The organism is Streptomyces ficellus (assembly GCF_009739905.1).
Classification (GTDB): domain Bacteria; phylum Actinomycetota; class Actinomycetes; order Streptomycetales; family Streptomycetaceae; genus Streptomyces; species Streptomyces ficellus_A.
The window spans coordinates 6,281,041-6,302,156 of sequence record NZ_CP034279.1 but is presented as its reverse complement, the minus strand read 5'-3'; the positions used below and the strand labels follow the sequence as shown (position 1 = coordinate 6,302,156).

The window sequence follows — 21,116 nt, the reverse complement described above, 5'->3', positions numbered from 1 at the left end:
TCGTCCGTCGGCGACCCGGCCCGGGCCGGCCGGGCCCCGGGGCCGGCCAGGGCCCGGGGGCCGGTCCTCCGACGCTAGCCGCAGTGGACGGCTTTCCCGCTCAGGCTCGGTCCGGGGCGGCGCCGCGCCCCGGAGCGCGGGCCGGCGGGCGACGGTCAGCCGAGGTTCGGGACGCGCCAGTCGATGGGGGCGTGCCCCTGGTCGGCGACGGCCTTGTCGATCTGGGTGAACGGACGGGAGCCGAAGAACTTCTTCGCGGAGAGCGGCGAGGGGTGCGCGCCCTTGACCACCACGTGGCGCGTCTCGTCGATCAGCGGCAGCTTCTTCTGTGCGTAGTTGCCCCACAGCACGAAGACGACCGGGTCGGGCCGGGCGTCGACGGCGCGGATCACAGCGTCGGTGAACTTCTCCCAGCCCTTGCCCTTGTGGGAGTTCGGCTCACCGGCCCGGACGGTCAGCACCGCGTTGAGGAGCAGGACACCCTGCTGGGCCCACGGCATCAGGTAGCCGTTGTCCGGCACCGGGTGCCCCAGCTCCTCCTGCATCTCCTTGTAGATGTTGCGCAGCGACGGCGGCGTCTTCACACCGGGCCGCACGGAGAAGCACAGGCCGTGTCCCTGCCCCTCCCCGTGGTACGGGTCCTGGCCGAGGACGAGGACCTTGACCTTGTCGTACGGGGTGGCGTCGAGCGCGGCGAACACCTCTTCGCGCGGGGGGTAGACCGGCCCCTTGGCCCGCTCCTCCTCGACGAACTCGGTGAGCTGCTGGAAGTACGGCTTCTGCAGCTCGTCGCCGAGGACGCCGCGCCAGGACTCGGGCAGCATGTCGGTGTCGGTCACGTGAACAACCTCCGGTGGGGTGATCGCCTTGTCTGCTCACAGAACTTACCGGTGACCACTGACAACCGGCCCCACCGGCCGGTTTCCACCCGCTGGCCACACCGACCAGGCTGGAGCCCGAACCGACCGGGCCCCAACGCCCGCCCCGCCGCTACCAGCTGGTCTTGCGCTGCAGCTCCCACATCTGCATGACCGTCTGCGGGTCCAGCGCACGCTCGCCGCCGGCGATCTCCTCGCTCGCGGCGATGTAGAGCTTGCCCTGCCACAGGGGCAGCAGCCGGACGTCGTCCACGAGGATCTCCTGCGCCTTCTCGAACTCCTCCGTGACCGCTCCCCGGTCGCTGACCTTGCGGGACTTGGGCAGCAACTGGTCGGTGATCTCCGGCCGGACGTACGGCGTGGACAGCACGTTCTCCTTGCCGACGAACGGGGCGATGAAGTTGTCCGGGTCCGGGAAGTCCGGGAACCAGCCTCGCCCGAAGGCCGGGTACTCGCCCTTCTGGTAGCCCGCCTGGAACTCGTTCCACGGCTTGCCCTGGAGCGTGACGCGGAACAGTTTCGACGCTTCGAGCTGCCGCTTGAGCTCCGCGAACTCGGCCGCGGTGCCGGAGCCGTAGCGGTCCGTGGTGTACCAGAGGGTCAGTGCCACCGGCCCGTCGACACCGGCCTCGTCCAGCAGCTTCTCGGCCTTGTCGACGTCCGGGTCGCCGTACCGGTCGTAGAAGGCGGTCGTGTGCCCGGCGATGCCCTTGGGGACCATCGAGTACAGGGGCTCGGCGGTGCCCTGGTAGACCTTGGCGACCAGCGCGTCCCGGTCGACGACCTGGGCGATCGCCTGGCGGACGGCGAGCTTGCTCACGCCCGGCGCCTGGGCGTTGAACACCAGGTAGCGGATGTCGGCGCCGGTCGACTCGACCAGCTGGAGCCCCTCGTTCTCGGGCTTCTTCTCCTGGAGCTGGACGACCTCCTCCGCGGTCAGACCGCGGTAGGTGGCGTCGATCTCCTTCTTCCGCAGGGCGCCCACCATCGCCTCGGACTCCTTGAAGTACCGGATGGTGACGGCGTCGTTCTTGCGGTTGGCGAAGCCCTTGTACGTCTGGTTCCTGGTGAGCTCGGCCTCGGCGCCCTCCTGATAGGAGTTCAGGACGTACGGGCCGGAGCCGGTGAGCTTGCCGTCCTCGCGCAGCGCGTCCGCCGGGTACTTCTCGGGCGGGACGATGGACATGGCGGGTGTGGCGAGGATGTACGGGAAGGTGGCGTCGGGTTCCTTCAGGTGGAACGTCACCGTGCGGTCGCCACTGGTCACGATCTTGTCGAGCGACCCGAGGAGCGGCCCGGGGCCACCCTTGGCGTTGATGGTGCGGATCCGGTCGATCGAGTGCTTCACGGCCCGGGCGTCGAGCTTGCCGCCGTCGGAAAAGGCGAGCCCTTCCTTGAGCCGGCATTCGAAGACTTTGCTCACCGTGTCGGTGAATTTGCACTCGGCCGCGTCGGGCTGAGGAGTCGCGCTTCCGGTGGGAAAGCTCAGGAGGGTCTGGAAGACATTCCGGTACAGCTCCCAGGAGCCGTCCCAGGCGGCGGCGGGATCGAGCGTGCTCGGTGCGCTCGTCGTACCGACCACGATCTTGTTCTCCCCATCGGCGTCATCCCCCGAGAAGAGGCCGCATCCCGCCAGCAGGGATATGGACGCAAGGGCTGCAGCCGCCTGCAGACTGGTCCGGTTGAACACGTGCGCACGCTCCTCGTTCAGCCATGGGTCGGCCGACCATACCGCAGTGCCCCGCCAGGTCAATGTGGTGGACTGGCGGGGCACTCGAGGCATTAGCGGTCAACCGGAAGAAACGGGATCAGCCGACTCCGGCATTGAGGAAAATTCCGCCGTCGACCACCAGGGTCTGGCCGGTGATCCAGTCCGACTGGCCGGAGGTGAGGAATGCGGCGGCCCCGCCGATGTCCTCGGGCACGCCGAGCCTGCCGAGCGGATAGGCGGCCGCGGCCTCCTCTTCCCGGCCCTCGTACAGGGCCTGGGCGAATTTCGTCTTCACGACCGCCGGGGCGATCGCGTTGACCCGCACCCGGGGGGCGAATTCGTGGGCCAGCTGGAGGGTCAGATTGACCATGGCGGCCTTGCTCATGCCGTACGCGCCGATGAAGGGCGAGGGGGCGATTCCGGCCACCGACGCGATGTTCACGATCGCACCGCCGTTGTCCTTCTGCCACGCGTGCCAGGTCCGCTGCGCGAACCCGAGCGCCGAGATCACGTTGGTCTCGTAGACCTTCCGCGCGACGTTCAGGTCCATGTCGGCCATCGGGCCGAAGACCGGGTTCGTCCCGGCGTTGTTGATCAGGTAGTCGACGCGGCCGAAGGCCTCCATGGCCCGGTCCACGGCGAGCGCCTGGTGCGCCTCGTCATGGGCCTTGCCGGCGACGCCGATCACGCGGTCGGCGCCGAGCCTGTCGACCGCCTCCTTGAGCGCCTCCTCGCCGCGGCCGGTGATGCAGACGCGGTCGCCGCGGGCGACGAGCGCCTCCGCCACGCCGTAGCCGATTCCCCGGCTGGCGCCCGTGACGAGGGCGACCTTGCCGGACGGCGGGGGCAGTTCCGTTACGGTCATGACCGTCACCCTTCGCTTAGTTGAGGGGGCCGCCGGCCACGTACATGACCTGGCCGGAGACGAAGCCGGCGTCGTCGCCGGCGAAGAACGCGATCGCGTTGGCGACGTCCTCGGGACGGCCCACGCGCTGGACGGGGATCTGGGTGGCGGCCGCGGCCTGGAATTCCTCGAAGCCCATGCCCACGCGCGCGGCGGTCTGCGCGGTCATCTCGGTGACGATGAAGCCGGGCGCCACGGCGTTGGCCGTGATGCCGAACTTGCCCAGCTCCTTGGCGAGGGTCTTGGTGAGGCCCTGGAGACCGGCCTTGACGGCGGAGTAGTTGGCCTGGCCGCGGTTTCCGAGCGCCGAGGACGAGGAGAGGCTGACGATCCGGCCGAAGCCCGCGTCGACCATGTGCTTCTGGCAGGCCTTGGCCATCAGGAACGCGCCCTTGAGGTGCACGTTCATGACCATGTCCCAGTCGGACTCGCTCATCTTGAAGAGCAGGTTGTCGCGGAGTACGCCCGCGTTGTTGACGAGGATCGTCGGCGCGCCGAGTTCGGTGGCGACGCGGGCGACGGCCGCCTCCACCTGGGCGCTGTCGGAGACGTCGCAGCCGACGGCGATGGCCTTGCCGCCCGCCGCGGTGATCTTCTCGACGGTGTCCTTGCAGGCGGCTTCGTCGAGGTCGAGTACGGCGACGGCGCGGCCCTCGGCCGCGAGCCGGACCGCGGTGGCGGCGCCAATGCCCCGCGCGGCCCCGGTCACGACGGCGACGCGCTGCTCGGTGGTGGACATGCTGGTTCTCCTCGCCCTTGGATCCCGGATAAGCGGTTCGGCCGGCACGACCATGCCGGTGAGCGACCGCTTAGTACCTTCAGCAGACGAGACGCTAGAGACCCTGGCACCCGGTGTCAACGGCCCACCGGGTGCGCCCGGTCACTCGGCGTACAGGCGCTGCGGGCCCGGCGCCCGTACGCGCGGGGCTCAGCGCACCAGCAGGTCGAGCAGCCGCTCCGTCTCGCCCCGGGGATCGGTGGTGAGTCCGGTGTGCACGGGGCCGGGCTGGACGACCGTGGAGCGCGGCGCGATCAGCCACCGGAAGCGCCGGCCGGCGTCGTCACCGCCCGCCTGCCCCGCGTGCTCGCCGCCCTCGCAGACGCCCTCCACGGCGCGCAGCGCGGCCCTGACGCCGGCCACGTCGGCCCCGGGGTCCAGCGCCCGCAGCTTCGCCTCGTCGAGGTGCGTACGGGCACACACGAAGCCCTGGGCGCGGCAGTAGACCACCACGCCCGCGTTGAAGCACTCGCCGCGCTCGACGCGCGGCACGACGCGCAGCAGCGCGTACTCGAAGACGTCCCGGTCGGTCACTCGCTGCCGTCCTTCGCGTCGTGCTTGGTGGCGTGCGGCCAGGGCGCCAGGTGGTCGGTGAGCCACCCGGGGGCCCGGGAGGGCGCCTGCTCGGTGCGTTCCCCGAGGGTGATCCGCTCGTGGACGGTCGCGGCGCGCGGCAGCAGCGCGTCCACGTAGGCGCGGCGCAGCGCGTCGGCCGAGTCGAAGCCGGGCTCGTCGACCAGCCACTCGTCGGGCACGTCGGCGGCCACCTCGGTCAGCAGGTCCTCGGTGACCAGCGGCGCGAGGTCCGCCGCCGCGGCGCGGACGTCGGGCCGGAAGGAGGCGAGGACGTGGTCGGAGGCGTCGTAGGGTTTGGCCGTGGAGGCCTGGACGCCGGGCCAGTTGTGGTGCCAGATCATGGTGGCACCGTGGTCGATCAGCCACGGTTCGCCGTGCCAGACCAGCATGTTGGGGTTGCGCCAGGAGCGGTCGACGTTGTTGATCACCGCGTCGAACCAGACGACGCGGCCCGCCTCCTCGGAGTCCATCGCGTACGCGAGCGGGTCGAACCCGATCGAGCCGGGAAGGTAGTCCATGCCGAGGTTCAGCCCGCCGCTCGCCTTCAGCAGCTCCTGCACCTCCTGGTCGGGCTCGCCGAGCCCGATGACCGGATCCAGCTGGATGGTGACGAGCTCGGGCACCCGCAGGCCGAGCCGACGGGCCAGCTGCCCGCAGATCACCTCGGCGACGAGCGTCTTGCGGCCCTGCCCGGCGCCGGTGAACTTCATGACGTACGTACCAAGATCGTCGGCCTCGACGATCCCGGGGAGTGAGCCGCCCTCACGCAAGGGCGTGACATAGCGGGTCGCTACGACCTCTTCCAACACTTTCCCAGGCCACCCATCTCTTCAGCCTTGCCATCCACGGACGACTTCTGCGGGGCGTAGCGGCGGGAATCGCCGGTCGACGACGCTGAGGGGAACTTGGGGAGTTCGGCCGGCGGGCCGGACTCCCCGCTCCCCCCGTAGACCGTCGATGACGCCGCGCCCCTTGCCGCCGGCCTCCGGCATGAAGTGAGCATAGTAACCGCGGGTGATCGCCGACGGTTCGAGCCACCGGGACGGTGCCCCATGGGCGCGATCGCCGCCGGGAGGTCGCCCATCTCCCACGCGGCCACCAATACGCCACATTTCGTCGAGCAGCTCGATCCCCGCTCCTGGGTGTCGTACCAGCTCATACGCCCTTCACCGTACCGATGGTGGTCGCTTTCTGGCCATATCGCCTCAACCAGATCAAGGCCTACCATCACGGTGGAGACGGTCCCCCCACGCTGCCGTCGCCGGCTGCGACCGCCGGGCCCCGAGAGCTCACGCCGAGTCGCGTTGGAACGAGGGGGGAAGTCCTGTGGTCGAGTTTCGGAAGTGGTTGATCGCCGGCGGCATCGCGGTCCTCGTCGTCACGGGTTGCTCTGCTCCGGGTTCGTACCCGGACGGGCAGACCCAGGGCGCCGGGGCCGGGGCGGACCGGGAGGACGTGTCGGTGGACGAGGGCGGGACGGACGACCAGGACGGGACGGGCGACCAGGACGGGACGGACGAGGAAGGGCCGTCGGACGAGGAAGAGCCGTCGGACGAGGACGAGGACGAGCCCGGGGACAGCACCCCGTTCGAGCCGCCGGCCGATACCGGTGGCGACACGGGCGGACCTGGCCCCGATGAAGACTGGGCCGCCGAGACCGCGGACGCCGTGGCGGTCGTGGACGCCTTCTGGAGCTCGCACTGGGATGACCACTTCACCGGGACGTACCAGTCACCGCACGTCTTCGGAGCGTACGTGGCCGGCTCCCCCGAAGCGCCCCGCTGCGGTGACGAGGCCGCCGCCCCGGGCAACGCCTTCTACTGCCCCCCGGGCGACTTCATCGCCTGGGACGTCACGCTGATGCGCGACGGACACGCGCAAGGGGACTCGTGGGTCTACCTCGTGGTCGCCCATGAGTGGGCCCACGCCGTACAGCGCCGGGTCTCCGGGCTCCGGGCGGTCGCGGCCGAGTTGCAGGCGGACTGCCTGGCGGGAGCCACCCTCTTCGGGTCCGACGACCTGGTGTTCGAGGAGGGGGACGGGGAGGAGCTGGCGCAGGCGCTGACCGCACTCGCCGACGAGACGCCCTGGACCCGCTCAGAGGACCACGGCGATGCGGCTCAGCGCACCACGGCGTTCAGCAACGGCGGCAGTGGTGGCGTCGACGCCTGCCTGCCGCGCTGACACCCCGACACGACGATCCGAGGAGCTCATGGCCGACAGTCCGGAGGGTGGAGCGGCAAGGCGGCCGGGTGCGTGGAGGCGCGCGTGGTCCGAACACCCGGCGGTCATCATCGCCGCGCTCATCACGGCGATCGGCGCCCTCGCCGCCGCCGTGGTGCAGGGCGTCAACTGGATGGAGAGGAAACAGGACGACGACTCCCGCGCCCAGCCGTCCGTCCACAGCTCCCCGCCCGCACCCACTCCACCACCGCAGCAGACCTCGTCCACACCCTCCCCGCCACCGGCCCGGGCTCCGTCCGACGCGGACCGCGCCGGGCCGGCGCCACGGTGGCGAGGCCCCGTCACCCTTCCCCTGAGCCTCAATGTCCCCTCGGACGTCGGTGCCGAACTGGACGGCAAAGGGCCGGGCAGGCTGGCGGGAGTGGACGACGACCTGCGGGGCGACTACAGCACGACTCCGGCCGTCCTGGTGATGAGCGGGCGTGCCGCGGAGACGGGCAGGGACCTGGACGCCCTCGACGCCCCGACCTGCGAGGCCTCGCTGCCCCCGCTGCCCGGCGCCCCGCCCGCCATCAGTGCCTACCGGGAGGGCACGTACTGCTTCGCCACGTCGTCGGGCGGGGTCGGAGCGTTCTCGATCACCTCACCCCCCGCCCTCTCCGACATCCCCGATGCCCTGACCGTGCAGGTGGTCCTCTGGGAGTGACGAGCGGTCACCACCGCGCCCCCAGGACGTCACACCGATCGGCCCCGTCAAGCGGCCGGGGTCTGGGGGTCGCGGGCCGGTTTGGCGGGGGTGTTGTTCGGTCCGCCGACGGAGTCCAGGACGGTCTGCGCCTGGTTGTCGACGAGCTTGGTGAACAACTGCTGCGCGTAACCGAAGATGACGGCCCAGGCGACGATCTGGGCCGATGAGTCGAGGGCCTGGAGGCCGGGGACGAACTCGCCGCGCATCAGCAGCAGCCCGAGCACGGCGGTCAGGGCGCCGGTGGGGAGCTTGAGCAGGGCCAGGGCCACGGGGACGTTGTAGGGGGTGGAGGTGCCCCTGATGCGTCGCAAGGAGGTGGCGGCCGCCACGGCGGCGGCCACGATCCCGGTGAACATGACGACGGGGTAGTCCCACCGCGAGGCGACCATCGCGTACAGGTCGTCCACGTCGCCGTCGGGCGCCGTGCTCAGGGCGGACGTGTCGCTGGCCGTGGGACAGACGACGCCGATCTTCTCGGGGTGGAAGCACAGGGGCACCGTCTCCGGTGCCATCGCGCCGAAGATACCCAGCAGGACGACGATGACGGACAGCGCGACGGCCATCCCGTAGACGACGCAGGTGAAGTTCCGGACCCGGAGGTGCTCCCGGAGGTGGGTCTGCCGGGCGGCGGCGACCGCGTCGACGACGACCTGCCGCTGTGTCCCCTCCAGGGCGGTGCCGCTCCGGACGGCCAGGGCGATCTCCTCGACCTGGATCCTCCGTTCGTCGTTGACGGGCAGGTGCTCCCGGACGAAGGCCACCAGGCCCGGCATCATCGCGGTGACCTCGTCCAGCGAGGAGAGCCTCAGCATGAGGGTGTGCGCCATGTCGAAGCGCGTCTGCGCGACGGCGAGATGCGCGGCGGGGAGGCGCCGGCGGTGGTCGTGGCGGAGCGTGGTCCGGGCTTCCTCCAGTTCCTTGAAGGCCTGGTCGGCCAGCGCTCGCGTCTCCGCCGGGGTGTCCTCCGCGGCCGTCTTCGTCCGGAGCAGCGCCTCGAGTTCGCTGATGCGGGAGGTGAGGTCCTCGCGAAGCTCCCAGAGGCCCTTCTCGTGAGCGTCGGGCCTCTGGCGCTCCCGGAGCGTCCAGTTCGCGAACATGGTGAGGGGTCTCAGGAATGGGTCTCGCCCGTGGTGGCTGTCAGCTCCAGTCGATGTCCGACCGGCGCTCCAGTGGTGCCCGGTCCTCCGCGGACTCCGGGACCACCAGCGTGTCCGCGTTCTTCATGGCGGTGGGGAAGCGCAGGCCGGTGCGCTTCTGGACCTCCGACAGCTTGACCTGGAAGACCCGGAACTCGTCGAGCTCGAGGGCCTCGCTCACGTCCAGGTTCTGTGTGAGCAGGAACGCCTTGCACTTGAGCGCGCCGTCCTCGCAGTAGACGATCACCTTCCAGAACTCCCGGGGGAGCATGACTCCGCGGAAGACGCGGTCGTCCTCGTGGAAGACCGGTCCGCCGAAGACGCTCACCTTCAGTTCGTCGACGCGGACGTCCTCGAAGACCGCGTCCTCGAGGCTCCCCCAGAGACCGTTGCGCGAGCTCTGGTTGAAGTCGTCCATCTGCGGGGTGATGTTGGTGTAGTGGAACGAGTCCCTGTTGGCCCTCGCGGCCTCGGTCAGTGTTCCCCACACCACGTCGGCGCGGCGGGCGATGTGCCCTCGGTCGAGCCGGTTGTTCCGGCCCTTGTACAGCTCGTTGCTGACCTGGACGGCGTCGGGAAGGCGCGGGTCCTTGACGAATTCGATGCCGTTCCGGTCGAGCTTCTTGAGCAGGGCTCCGTCGATGTTCCAGGCCACCCAGCGGGCGAATCTCCGCGAGGCGCTCATGGCCAGCGAGAAGTGCGTGTACGGGACGACCTCGGAGCCGTCGAGCCGGACGGCGTCCTCCTTGATCGAGGCGTTCAGCCGCGGTGTGCCGACCGGTACGGCGAGGAAGCCGGGGTCGTAGCCGGTCACGGCCTCCAGCGACTCCGGGTCGGGCCGGGTGAGGGTGATCTTCAGCTCGTCGAACACCGCCTGCGGCAGGCACGCCAGAGCGCGCTCCTCCGGGTCCTCGTCCGACTCACCGCCGAAGTGCAGGCCGGCGAGTACGTCCGTGGGCCTGCCGGAGCGTGTGGTGAACATCCATACCGAGCCGGAGTCGCCGGGGAGGCTGATCTCGTTGCTGTCGGCCGGGTGCTTCGGGTCGGGGCCGATCTCGAAGCACTCGATCTCCCGCACGCCGACGGGGGCACCGTAGTTGATGCTGACCTTGGCGAACGGACGCGTCACCATGCCGTGTGTCACGCCGGTGGTGCGGCCGCTCTTGACGACCTTGTCGTCGATCTGCGGCTCGCCCAGGTGCGCCGGTGTGATGTCGAGGCCGAGGATGTCCGTGGCGAACTCGCGGTCGGTGATGGTGGACACGGCGCAGTCCCCGAGGCGCCCCAGGTGGGCGCGTTTGAGTGCGCCGAGCCGGTTCAGCGCGAGGCGGCTGTCGTCCGCCTTGCCGGGCTGTACGACGGTGTCGCCGAGTTCGCCCTGGCGGCCGTTCAGCACGTGCCAGTTGCTCAGCAGCGAGGGGGTTCCGTCGTTCCGGTCGAAGACGACGCACCCGAAGGTCCCGGCCGAGACCTTGACGTTGCCGACGCTCACGCCGGGACGGACCGGGACGACGCGCTTCTGCCGCTCCGGTGTCTCGCCCTCGGCGACCACGAGGAAGTGCGGCTTGTACGAGCGCTGGATGACGTCGGTCGGTATTTCGACGCCGTCGCCGATGTCGATGACCTCGGGTATGTGTGTGGTCCGAAGGCCTTCCATGGCCTCCGGCCGGACTTTCCGGTCGACCGTGAACTGGAGGACCAGTTCCTTGCTCCGCTGCCCGTTCCTCTCCTTGTACCCGATGCCGATGGAGGAGACGTTCGGGTCGCTGAGGTATCCCGATCCCTGGGTGCGGATGTATTGCTTGAGGTCGCTGATCAGTCTTTCCTGTCCGCCGGCCCCGGACGCGGGGCTCGATTTCGCGGACGCGCGGTTGTTGGCAGCCATGGCGGGCTCCTCACGCGCCGACGAGTTGCCCGATCTCGGCGGCGACTTCTGGGTGGGTGAGATATTCGTCGATGTCGTGCGCCCGGTCGCGGGAGTTGGCGACGGCCAGGTCGGTCAGTTCGCCCTTCCAGGTGTCGCCGAGGGGGCAGCCGATGGCCACGGCGTCGGTCGGGCACCAGGCGTTGACCCAGCGGAACTCGCCCTCGGGGCGCTCGGGGCCGCCGAGGAGCAGCCGGCGCTGGACGGTGTCCAGGCCGAGGGGGCTGCCGGCGGTGACGAGGAGGGCGACGCGGACCTCCGGCCCGAGCCTGGTCATGAGGTCCATGCCGACGACGGTGCCGAGACTGTGGGTGACCAGGACGAGGTCACCGGACGTGGGCATCGTCGCGAGCACGGCGTCCAGGACGGCGTTGCGGGCGTCCGGGTCGTCGAGGTAGGCGGCGACGTCACGCAGGACGGTGGCGATGAACCACTCGTCGAGGTCGGTCTTGGCGGCGATCCAGCTCAGTTGCCGCTGGAGCTTGCCCACCAGCGAGGCGCCGAACCGCTCGTCGGCCGCATCGCCGTTGGGGGGCATGTGGGCGTTCGCCGCCGCCTCGGCGATGAGCTGCTCGTACGTGCCCCGGGCCGGGCCGTCGGGCGCACAGGCCTCGGCCACCGGGCTCGCCGTCATCCCGGCGAACGGGCGGGGTACGGACTCGTCGCGCCGGAGGGCGCCCACCAGGGTGTCGCCGTAGAACGGGAACCAGGCGTCCGCCGGGTCGACGGGGGCCATGCCGGCGCGGGTGAGCCCGTGGTTGAGTCCGGCACACCAGTCCCGGCGGAGCTTCTCGGTGTCCTTGTCCTGCTGGCTCCTGCCGTGCAGGAGGACGAGGTGCCGGTTCGCGCCGGTGGCGGTCGCGCGGGGGCGGAGCCCGACGCGTTCGGCGGAGGCCTCGCGTGCGGTACGGCGCGTGGCGGTGGCGGTGGCGGAGGTGCGGTCCGCGGGGGCGCCGTCCCTCAGGGTGCGGTCCGCGGGGGCGCCGTCCCTCAGGGTGCCGTCCGCGGGGGCGCCGTCCACGAGGGTGACGCCCGCAGAGGTGCCGTCCATCCGGCTGCCGTCCGCGAAGGTGACGCCCGCGAGGCTGCCGTCCGCGGCGGGCCGTCCGGCCGACTGCGGTGCCGCGCCCGTGTCCTGGAGGCCGGAGTCCGGGCCCATCCCGGCCAGCAGGGCGCGCCGCGCCGGGTCGAGCCGCAACCCGGCGAGGTGCCGGAGGATGACGCTGATGCGTACGCCCTCGTTCGCCACCCAGGCGACCGCGTCGTCCCCGTCGCCGGGCTCCCACACCTTGCCGTCCTTGCGCAGCGTACGGCCCTCGTCGTCCTTGTCGGGGACCCCGCTGTGGTGCAGGGCCACGACCTCCCACTGGTCGTTGTAGACCGGTGAGCCGCTGTTTCCCGGCTCGGTGTCGGTCAGGTAGTGCAGGAAGTCGTCCAGGCGTACCTGGAGCGCGTTGTCGCGTACGGCGATCTCCTTGAGCCGGCCCATGGGGTGGCCGATGACGTTGACCGGTTCGCCGATGACCAGTTTCCCGAGCTGGGCGCTGAGTCTGTTCCACCCGAACACGTCGCCCGGAGGCCGGCCGTCACCGTCGGGCCGCACCAGCACCAGGGCGAAGTCGAGCCGCTCGTCCGCGACGAAGAACGCGTCGGGGTCGAACTCGAGCCGGATGGACGCGCCGGGGGTGTTGTCGATGGTGACCTGGGCGTCGAACTCCAGCAGGCACTCCCGCGCCGACGCCGCGTCGGGCAGGACGTGATGGTTGGTCATCAGCAGGCGGGGCGAGACGAGGAAGCCGGTCCCGATCGGCAGCTCCCGGCCGTTGTCCCGGGTGAGGATCCTGGCGACGGTGCGCGCGGCGCGGGCACCGCGCGGCAGGAAGCTCCATGCCTGCAGTTCCTTCGACAGGCCGAGGATGCGTTCGTACGCGGCGGGGGCGGAGAGCCGTTCCTCACGAATGCTGTCCACCGCGGCCGCGGCGGGTACCGCCTGGTTGTCGAGCAACCGTGCGGCGCGCACGGCGATCGCCTCCGCGGAGTCAGGAAACCGTACCCCCGCGTCCATCCGCCGCTCGACGTCATGGCGTTCGGTACTCGTCCGGCGATACCGCTCCGCCGCGGCCTCGGCCTGGTGCAGCCGTTCCGCGCGTGCCGTGGTCGTCACTGTCATGACCGACTCTCCCGTCCTGCTCGGGGCGTGCCTGCGACCCAGCAGGCGACGAGCGGACGGTGCGGCCGACGGTGGGGAGGCCGGACCGGTGTACCGGGACGGGCGTCAGGGGGCGGGACGGTGTCCCGTCACCGGGAACGGGCGTCAAGGGGGCCCTGCACCCCACGAGAGGCGCTGTACGTGCGTCGCCAACTGTCCGCACTGTGAGCCCAGACGGCCGGGAGCATCCAGTTCCGGGCTTTGCCTTGCCCTCTCCTCATGGTGCCTGTGCGAAAACCTTCCGTGCCTTCAACTGCTCGACAGTGGTGCCGAACTGCCGGGCCTGTGCGTACAGCGCGTCTCCCGTCTTCACTGTGCAGCACATACCTTCCAATTCCATTGTTTAATGCTAGGCGCATTTCCCGTGGACTGCATGCGGGAGGGCTCGGTTTTCCCGGAGTTTCCAAGGCCTGGCGCTTGGTTGACGATTCATCCGAAACCGTCGGTTGACGGGACGACTATTGCATGGGTGACGCTTTCCGGAGTCCCTCGTTTTCACGGGTCTGTCATGCTCAGCCCCATGACCGTTGCCGAGACCGCCCCCGGGGCCGTGCACGCGCCCGCCTTTCCCCGTCAGTTCGCCCGTACGCGCCGCTTCGCGCTCGGCGTCCCGGGCGGGTTCGCCGTCTCCCCGGACGGCGCTCGGGTGCTGTTCGTACGGACCGGCGCGGGCAGCGACAGCGTCGGACGGCTCTGGCTGTACGAGGACGGCCGGGAGCGGCTGCTGGCGGATCCCGCCACCCTGGGCGGTGGCCCGGAGGGTGAGGGCCCGGATGGTGTTGCCCTGGAGGGTGCTGAGCCGGAGGCGGAGCGGGTGCGGCGGGAGCGGGCCCGGGCGGTGTCGACCGGGGTGGTGGACTTCGCCGTCGACCGGCACGCACGCGTGGCGGTGTTCGCCCTGTTGGGTGCGGTGTGGGCGGTACGCACGGACGGCGGTGCCCCGTGGCGGGTCCCCACGGCGGGGCCGGCCGTCGATCCGCGGCCGTCGCCGGACGGTTCGCTGATCGCGTACGTGACCGGGGGCGCCCTCCGGGTGGCGCCCGTCGCCGGCGGCGCCAAGGACGTGGGCGGGGCCAAGGACACGTGCGGGGCCGAGGACATCCGCGCGGCCGGGGAAGTCGGCGGAGCCGAGGACGTACTGCTGGCCGCGCCGGAGGGACCGGACGTCACCTACGGGTTGTCGGACCACGTCTCCGCCGAGTCGGTCGGGCGGCCGCGCGGGTACTGGTGGTCTCCGGACGGGGACGCGCTCCTGGTGGCGAGGACGGACCACGCGCGCGTGAACCGGTGGTACCTGGCCGACCCGGCGGATCCGGCGAAGCCGCCGCGCGCCATCCGCTACCCGGCGGCCGGCACGGCCAACGCCGACGTGTCGCTGCACGTCCTGCGCCTGGACGGGACGCGCACACCCGTCCGCACACCGGCCCGCGCCGAGGACGAGGCCCATCCGCCCGGCGTGTGGACGGACCCGCGCTACGAGTACGTCACCGTCGCCGGGTGGGACGGGCACGGGCCCTTCGCCGAGCTCCAGACGCGTGACCAGCGCACCACCGTCCTGCTCGCCGTCGATCCGGTCACCGGCGGAACGCGCCCGCTGCTGCACCGCCACGACCCCGACTGGGTGGAGCTCACCCCGGGAACGCCGACCCGTACCGCGGCCGGCGCGGTGGTCACGACGCTCGTACGGGACGACGTGCGCGGGCTGTGCGTCGGTGGCGTACCGAGCCCGCCGGGGCTCGAGGTACGCGCGGTCCTCGGCACGGTCGGCGAGCGGGTGTACTTCACCGCCTGCGAGGACCCGGCCGAGACCCATGTGTGGGTGTACGACCCGGCGGCAGGAGGGTTCGACCGCGTCAGCCGGGAGCCGGGCGTCCACACGGCGGTGGTCGGCGGCGGCACCGTCGTCCTGGACGGCCGGACGCCCGGCGGCAGGAGCGTGACCGTCCTGCGGGAGGGGGAACCCGCCGGGCGCATCGCCGTGCTCGCCGAGACGCCCCTGGTGACGCCCCGGCCCGTCCACCTGGCGCTGGGCGCCCGTCGGCTGCGCAGCCACCTGTACCTGCCGTCGTGGCACGAGCCGGGCGCGGGCCGGCTGCCCGTGCTGCTCAGCCCGTACGCGGGGTACGGGATACAGCTGGCCGTGCGGGCGAGCGGCTGGTACGGCGCGGTGGCCCAGTGGTTCGCCGAGCAGGGCTTCGCGGTGCTGATCACCGACGGGCGCGGTACGCCGGGTCGTGGTCGCGCGTGGGAGACGGCCATCCGCGGCGACCGGCTGACCGCGCCGCTGGCGGACCAGGTGGACGCGCTGCACGCGGCGGCCGAGCGGTACCCGGACCTGGATCTGGAGCGGGTGGGCATCCGGGGCTGGTCGTACGGCGGTTACCTCGCCATCGGCGCCGTACTGCACCGGCCCGACGTCTTCCACGCGGCCGTCGCGGGTGCCGCGCCGACCGACCGCCGGCTCTACGACACGCACTGGGAGGAACGCTTCCTCGGCCACCCGGAGGTCCAGCCGGACAACTACGAGCGGTCCTCCCATGTGCCGTACGCACACCTGTTGTCACGGCCGCTGCTGCTGATGCACGGCTTCGCGGACGACAACGTGGTGCCGGCCCACACCGTGCGGTTCTCCGCCGCCCTGCTGGCTGCGGGACGGCCGCACAGCGTCCTGCCCCTGCCGGGCGCGACCCACGCCGTGACCCGGGAGGAGGTGGCGAGCAGCCAGTTGTCGGCCGAGGTGGGGTTCTTCCGGAGGTCCTTGCACGGGTGAACACCCCGCACCGTCCTCCCGTAATCCCCCATGACGCAGATGTCGGGACGACCACCTCGGAAGGGAAACCGGAATGAGCGGATCGCAGGGGACCAGCAGGGCGGTGGCGCGCCGCACCGTCGTCGCGGCGGCGAGCGGGGCCGGCCTGGCGGCCGTGCTCACGGCCTGTGGCGGGTCGGAGGGCGAGGCGGGGTCCGTGGGCGAGGCGCCGGCGGGCGGCGGCACCGGTACCGGAACGGCCACCGGCGGCGGAAGTGAAACCGGTGGCGGGACCGGGGGCGGCGCCGGAGGGGGTCAGGTGCTGGCGAAGACGGCGGACATTCCCGAGGGCGGGGGCAAGGTCGTCGGCGAGATCGTGGTGACCCAGCCCAAGGCGGGCGAGTTCAAGGCCTTCTCGTCGAAGTGCACCCATGCGGGCTGCGCGGTGAAGGAGGTGGCCGACGGGGTCATCAACTGCCCATGTCACGGCAGCAAGTTCGACGCCACCGACGGCAGCGTCAAGGCGGGTCCGGCCACCAAGCCGCTGGCGGCCGCGTCGATCACGGTCGAGGGCGACTCGATCCGGATGGCGTGACGCCTGGGCCGGCGGGGCGGGACCGGCGGCGTTCCCAGCAGGCCAGCACGTCGTCGGTGGTCGTGATCGTGGCGACCAGCGCGAGCGTGTGGCGGACCATCGCGGGGGTGTACTCGGAGGGGACTCCCGCGATGGCGTCCGCCGGAACCACCGCCGTATAGCCGAGGTTCACCGCGTCGAAGACGGCGTTCGGTATCGCGACGTTGGCGGAGACGCCGGTGACGACCAGGGTGCGGCACCCCAGGTTGCGCAACAACGCGTCGACGTCCGTACCGGCGAGGGGCGACAGGCCGTGCAGCCTCGTCACGACGAGGTCCTCGCCGGTCACCTCGATGGGCTCGGCGATCCGGACGGCGGAGCTGCCCCTGAGCTGCTGTACGGGGAGCCGTGCGGCCGCCCGGAACAGCCGGGCGTTGTGGTTCGCACCGCGCCCGTCGGGGCGCCGCTCCGCCACCGCGTGCAGCACCTGTACGGAAGCCTCGTGGGCGGCGGCGACCAACCGGGCCACCCGGCGCAGGGCGCCCGACGACCGTGCCTCGGCGGCGAGTTCGGGCAGTGCGCCGTCCGGGCCCACGACACCGCGCTGGCACTCGACGGTGAGCAGCACCGTACTGGCGGGGACGAGCTGGTCACGGAGCCTGGTGTCACCCGGCGACGTCGGCATGCGGCGTGAGGGTAGCCCCCATTGCGCGAGGAAGGAAGTGACCGCATGCTTGCGTCAGTCCGGACAACCTGACAGCCCATCAGGAAGCGAGGCGGTCATGACCGCGACCCAGCGCCGGGGCCGGCGCATCATGATGACGCGGCCCGAACTCGACGCGTACCTCACCGAGCAGCGCACCTGCCGGGTGGCGACGGTCTCCCCCGACGGCAGGCCGCACGTCGGTGCCCTGTGGTTCGTCTGGGACGGCACCTCCTTGTGGTTGTACTCGCTGACGCGCAGCCGGCGCTGGGCGGACCTGCGCCGCGACGCCCGGATCGCCGTGGTGGTCGACGACGGGGAGGGCTACGGCGAGCTGCGGGGCGTGGAGCTGTCCGGCACGGCGGTACGCGTCGGCGAGGCCCCGCGCACCGGTGAGCCGTGCGCCGAACTGGACGCCGTGGAGCGGCTGTTCGCGCGCAAGAACTTCGGTCTCGACGCCATGCCCCACGACGGCCGCCACGCCTGGCTGCGCCTGACCCCGGACGCCATCGCCTCCTGGGACTTCCGCAAGCTGAACCCGGGCGCCTGACGCCACCCACGTCCGCCGGGGCCCGTCCCCGGCCGGGCCCGGCACGAACTCCCACAGCAACCCGACGCCCTTTCCCCCAGCCCTGTCAGCTCCCGATCGACTCCCCCACCTCCCGGAGCGCCTCGACGGCCGCTCTGATCGAGGGCCGCCGGTCCGCGTCGGTCCGCCACACCGCGTAGATGTGTCGCCGCATCTGCTGCCGCACCGGTACCAGCGCCACACCCTCCGGCACGGACCCCCGGCCGAGCCGGGGCGTGACGCACACGCCGAGTCCCGCCCGGATCAGCGCCAGCTGGGTGTGGTGCTCACCCGCCAGGTGCGCGATGCGCGGTTCGACGCCCTTCGAGCGCAGCGTGAACATCAGCCAGTCGTAGCAGAACTCACCCTCCGGCCAGGACACCCAGTCCTCGTCCGCGAGCTCCTCCAGGTCCAGCTCCGCCCGCCCGGCGAGCGGGTGGCCGGGCGGCAGCGCCACGTCGGCGGCGTCGTCCAGCAGCTCGGCCCTGGCCAGCCCGGCGGGGACGGGGAGCCGCTTGTTGCTCCAGTCGAGCACCACCGCCAGGTCCATGTCCCCGCGCAACACCTGGCGCACTCCGTGCTCGGGCTCCAGCTCGCTGGTGCGGACGACCAGGTCGGGGTGGTCCCTCCGCAGGGCGGTGATCGCCGCCGGGAACAGCCCGCGCGCGGCGGTCGGGAACCCCGCCAGCCGTACCTCGCCCACGACCTGGCCGCGCTGGGCCTCGATGTCCGCCTGCGCCAGCTCCACCTGCGACAGGATCCGCGCCGCGTGATCGGCCAGCAGCAGTCCGGCGTCCGTCAGCCGCACCCCGCGCCCGTTCTTCGCGACGAGCTGCTGCCCGACCTCCCGCTCCAGCTTGGAGAGCTGCTGCGAGACGGCCGAGGTCGTCACGTGCAGCCCGTCCGCCGCGCCGCTGACCGAGCCGTGGCGGGCCAGGGCGTCCAGGGTGCGCAGTCTCTCCAGGTTCAACATGTAAGCAATGCTAAGCGAAGCGTCTGACAAAATCTCGCTTGTTCTACGAGGTTCCACGCGTCATCGTGGTCGTCATGAGCACCGCCACCGCACCCTCTCCCCGCTCGCGGCACACCCCGCCGCCCGGCACCTCCGCCCCCTCGGTCCCCGACCCGGCGCGAAAGCCGACGCCCCGCCGCGCCGTCGACTGGCGCGTCCGTTTCGCGCTGCTGTCCCTCGTGTGGGGCTTCAGCTTTCTGCTGATCAAGGTGGGTACCGAGGCCTACGCGCCCTTCCAGGTGACCTTCGGGCGCCTGCTGTTCGGTACGGCGGTGCTCGCCGTGGCCATGGTGGTCAAGCGCCAGGGCCTCCCGCGCGGCGCCCGCACGTGGGGTCACCTGACGGTGGCGGCGTTCTTCCTCAACGCGCTGCCGTTCTCGCTCTTCGCGTACGCCGAGCTGACGATCCCGTCGACGCTGGCCGGCATCTGCAACGCGACCTCCCCGCTGTGGGGCATGGCCCTGTCCATGGTCGCCCTGTCTGAGGACCGCCCGACGCGCCGCCGGGTCGCGGGCCTCGGTATCGGGTTCATCGGCGTCCTGACGGTGCTCGGCGCGTGGCAGGGGTTCTCGGGTCTGGACGCCACGGGTACCGCGATGGCGTTGCTGGCGTCGCTCAGCTACCCCATCGGCTGGATCTACGTCCGCCGCACGCTCGCGGGCCGCAGCGAGTCCCACCTCTCCCTGACCGGGGCGCAGCTCTTCCTCGCCACCCTCCAACTGGCGGTCGTCACCCCGCTGTTCACCACCTGGCCGTCGGCGTTCCCGGTCGTCCCCCTGTTGGCCGTGATCGCGCTCGGCGCGCTGGGCACCGGCCTCGCGGTACTGATCCAGTACGGGATAGTCGCCGAGGTCGGCCCGACGACCGGGCAGATGGTCACCTACTTCATCCCGGTCATCGCGACCGCCGCCGGCGTCACCCTGCTGGACGAGGCGCTGACCTGGAACACCCCCGTCGGTGCGCTGATCGTGCTGGCCGGAGCCGCCCTCACCCAGAGCCGCCCCAAGGCCGAAGCGCCCCGGAACGGCGATGGAGCCCGAGCCGCGACCCCGAGCAGCCCCACCACCCCGGCCGTATCCCCGACCACCGCCCCGACCGCCCCTCAGCCGTAGCTGCGCGCCTCCACCGGGGCGACCGCCGACGCCACCGAACCGGCGAGCGACTCCAGTTCCGCCACCGGCAGACCCGAGACGGTGATCCGTACGCCCGGTCCGGCAGCCAGCCGGAAGCGGGCGCCCGGCGCCACCACCCAGCCCGCGTGCAGCAGCCGGGCCACCGTCCCGGTCTCGTCGGCCACGGGCACCCACACGTTCATGCCGCTGCGCCCGTGCGCCTCGACGCCCCGGCGCGCCAGCGCGGCCACGAGCGCGTCGCGGCGCTCCGCGTAGGCGGCGGCGACCGCCCGCGCGTCCACCGCGCCGGTCTCCCAGAGGTGGACGACGGCACGCTGCAACAGGTGGCTCACCCAGCCGGGGCCGAGGTCCTGCCGGCCGAGCACCCGGTCGACCGTGACCGTGTCGCCGGTCATGGCGGCGACCCGCAGGTCGGGGCCGTACGCCTTGGCGACCGAGCGCACCAGCACCCAGTGGTCCGTCACCCCCGCGAGCGGGTGCAGGGGCACGTCGACGAACCCGTGCCCGTGGTCGTCCTCGACCAGCAGTACGTCGCGATGCCCGGCCAGGACCCGCCGCAGCTCCGCCGCCCGGGCGGCACCCACCGCCGCGCCGGTGGGGTTCTGCGCCCGGCAGGTCACGATCAGGGCCCGCGCCCCGGCGTCGCGGAGCGCCCGCTCCACCTCGCCCGGCAGGGGGCCGTCGTCGTCGAGGGCGACCGGCACGGCCTTCAGTCCGAGCGCCGGTACGAGGTCGAGGAGTGCGCCCCAGCCGGGGTCCTCGACCGCCACGGCGTCGCCGGGCCGCAGGTGGGCGGCGAGCACGCGCTCGATGGCGTCGAGCGAACCGGAGGTGACGGCGATCGGCCCGTCCGGCACCCCGTCGGCGTCCAGCGCGGCCCGGGCGAGCCGTGCGAAGTCCTCGTCGACCGGCGCCTCACCGTACAGCCGGGGCCGCTCCGCCTCGCGCCGCGCCGCGACCGCCAGGGCGTCGCCGAGCGGGGGCAGCAGCGCCGGGTCGGGGTTGCCCTTTCCCACGTCCCGGACGCCCGGCGGCGCGTCGATCCGCAGCGACCCGCGCGCGGTGGTGGCGGGGCGGGGCCGCACCCGGCTGCCCCGGCGCCCGGCCGTCTCGATCACCCCGCGCTCGCGCAGGGTGCGGTAGGCGGCGGCGACCGTATTGGGGTTGACGCCCAACTGAGCGGCCAACTCCCGCATGGGTGGCAGAAGTTGTCCCGGCGCCAGCTCGCCCGAGCCGACTCCGCGCTCCACGCTCGCGGCGATCTCCGATGCACGACGACCGACGATCCGATACTCTCCTAGCACAAACACAATTATGCACTAGTGCAAT

At 71.9% G+C, this 21,116-nt stretch carries 18 protein-coding genes; 6 read left to right on the top strand and 12 right to left on the bottom strand.

The window, feature by feature from the left end; translation table 11 throughout:
• Positions 1-155: 155 nt before the first annotated feature.
• The 6 genes from ung to EIZ62_RS28250 all read right to left on the bottom strand — a co-directional run bounded on the left by ung (position 156) and on the right by EIZ62_RS28250 (position 5,656).
• A complete protein-coding gene (gene ung / locus EIZ62_RS28275; protein WP_156695494.1) occupies positions 156-839 on the bottom strand; it encodes a uracil-DNA glycosylase in 684 nt (227 codons plus the stop codon).
• Positions 840-990: 151 nt separating this feature from the next.
• Positions 991-2,568, bottom strand: a complete 1,578-nt coding sequence (locus EIZ62_RS28270; protein WP_156695493.1) for an ABC transporter substrate-binding protein — start codon at positions 2,566-2,568, stop codon at positions 991-993.
• A 118-nt stretch (positions 2,569-2,686) separates the two neighbouring features.
• Entirely contained in the window at positions 2,687-3,454 is a 768-nt protein-coding gene (locus EIZ62_RS28265; protein ID WP_156695492.1) for an SDR family oxidoreductase, read from the bottom strand.
• Positions 3,455-3,470: 16 nt separating this feature from the next.
• Complete coding sequence (fabG, locus tag EIZ62_RS28260; protein WP_156695491.1) at positions 3,471-4,232, bottom strand: 3-oxoacyl-ACP reductase FabG; 762 nt, start codon at positions 4,230-4,232, stop codon at positions 3,471-3,473.
• A 189-nt stretch (positions 4,233-4,421) separates the two neighbouring features.
• Positions 4,422-4,805, bottom strand: coding sequence for a DUF3037 domain-containing protein (locus tag EIZ62_RS28255; RefSeq protein ID WP_156695490.1), 384 nt, complete (start codon positions 4,803-4,805; stop codon positions 4,422-4,424).
• Positions 4,802-5,656 (bottom strand): HipA family kinase, encoded by an 855-nt coding sequence (locus EIZ62_RS28250; protein WP_156695489.1) that lies wholly within the window; start codon positions 5,654-5,656, stop codon positions 4,802-4,804. The genes EIZ62_RS28255 and EIZ62_RS28250 overlap by 4 nt, the downstream gene beginning before the upstream one ends.
• A 517-nt stretch (positions 5,657-6,173) precedes the next feature.
• On the opposite strand from EIZ62_RS28250, the gene EIZ62_RS28245 reads away from it, so the two are divergent.
• Positions 6,174-7,031, top strand: a complete 858-nt coding sequence (locus EIZ62_RS28245) for a neutral zinc metallopeptidase (protein ID WP_156695488.1) — start codon at positions 6,174-6,176, stop codon at positions 7,029-7,031.
• Between the two features lie 28 nt (positions 7,032-7,059).
• Positions 7,060-7,737, top strand: a complete 678-nt coding sequence (locus tag EIZ62_RS28240) for a hypothetical protein (protein ID WP_156695487.1) — start codon at positions 7,060-7,062, stop codon at positions 7,735-7,737.
• Between the two features lie 47 nt (positions 7,738-7,784).
• Here the strand turns inward: EIZ62_RS28240 and EIZ62_RS28235 are convergent, their stop codons facing one another.
• Genes EIZ62_RS28235 through EIZ62_RS32600 form a run of 3 tightly spaced genes read right to left on the bottom strand, consistent with a single transcriptional unit; the run spans position 7,785 to position 13,009 of the window.
• Positions 7,785-8,876 (bottom strand): hypothetical protein, encoded by a 1,092-nt coding sequence (locus tag EIZ62_RS28235; RefSeq protein WP_156695486.1) that lies wholly within the window; start codon positions 8,874-8,876, stop codon positions 7,785-7,787.
• Positions 8,877-8,916: 40 nt separating this feature from the next.
• Positions 8,917-10,800 (bottom strand): DNA/RNA non-specific endonuclease, encoded by a 1,884-nt coding sequence (locus tag EIZ62_RS28230; RefSeq protein ID WP_156695485.1) that lies wholly within the window; start codon positions 10,798-10,800, stop codon positions 8,917-8,919.
• A gap of 10 nt (positions 10,801-10,810) precedes the next feature.
• Positions 10,811-13,009, bottom strand: a complete 2,199-nt coding sequence (locus tag EIZ62_RS32600; protein WP_156695484.1) for a trypsin-like serine peptidase — start codon at positions 13,007-13,009, stop codon at positions 10,811-10,813.
• A 559-nt stretch (positions 13,010-13,568) separates the two neighbouring features.
• Between EIZ62_RS32600 and EIZ62_RS28220 the strand changes: the two genes are divergently transcribed.
• The gene (locus tag EIZ62_RS28220; RefSeq protein ID WP_156695483.1) at positions 13,569-15,818 is read left to right on the top strand and encodes a S9 family peptidase; all 2,250 of its coding nucleotides are present in this window, start codon (positions 13,569-13,571) and stop codon (positions 15,816-15,818) included.
• A 73-nt stretch (positions 15,819-15,891) separates the two neighbouring features.
• Entirely contained in the window at positions 15,892-16,392 is a 501-nt protein-coding gene (locus EIZ62_RS28215) for a Rieske (2Fe-2S) protein (RefSeq protein ID WP_156695482.1), read from the top strand.
• Here the strand turns inward: EIZ62_RS28215 and EIZ62_RS28210 are convergent.
• Positions 16,358-17,056, bottom strand: a complete 699-nt coding sequence (locus EIZ62_RS28210; RefSeq protein WP_156695481.1) for a cysteine hydrolase family protein — start codon at positions 17,054-17,056, stop codon at positions 16,358-16,360. The genes EIZ62_RS28215 and EIZ62_RS28210 overlap by 35 nt on opposite strands.
• A gap of 97 nt (positions 17,057-17,153) precedes the next feature.
• Here EIZ62_RS28210 and EIZ62_RS28205 point away from each other — a divergent pair, with 97 nt between their 5' ends.
• A complete protein-coding gene (locus tag EIZ62_RS28205; RefSeq protein ID WP_156695480.1) occupies positions 17,154-17,624 on the top strand; it encodes a pyridoxamine 5'-phosphate oxidase family protein in 471 nt (156 codons plus the stop codon).
• Positions 17,625-17,709: 85 nt separating this feature from the next.
• On the opposite strand, the gene EIZ62_RS28200 is transcribed toward EIZ62_RS28205, so the two are convergent.
• Positions 17,710-18,615, bottom strand: a complete 906-nt coding sequence (locus EIZ62_RS28200; RefSeq protein ID WP_156695479.1) for a LysR family transcriptional regulator — start codon at positions 18,613-18,615, stop codon at positions 17,710-17,712.
• Positions 18,616-18,689: 74 nt separating this feature from the next.
• On the opposite strand from EIZ62_RS28200, the gene EIZ62_RS28195 reads away from it, so the two are divergent.
• Entirely contained in the window at positions 18,690-19,766 is a 1,077-nt protein-coding gene (locus EIZ62_RS28195) for a DMT family transporter (protein ID WP_156695478.1), read from the top strand.
• On the opposite strand, the gene EIZ62_RS28190 is transcribed toward EIZ62_RS28195, so the two are convergent.
• Positions 19,757-21,091: an aminotransferase class I/II-fold pyridoxal phosphate-dependent enzyme gene (locus tag EIZ62_RS28190; protein ID WP_156695477.1), complete on the bottom strand. Its 1,335-nt coding sequence runs from the start codon at positions 21,089-21,091 to the stop codon at positions 19,757-19,759. The two genes, EIZ62_RS28195 and EIZ62_RS28190, sit on opposite strands and share 10 nt — an antisense overlap.
• Positions 21,092-21,116: the final 25 nt, after the last annotated feature.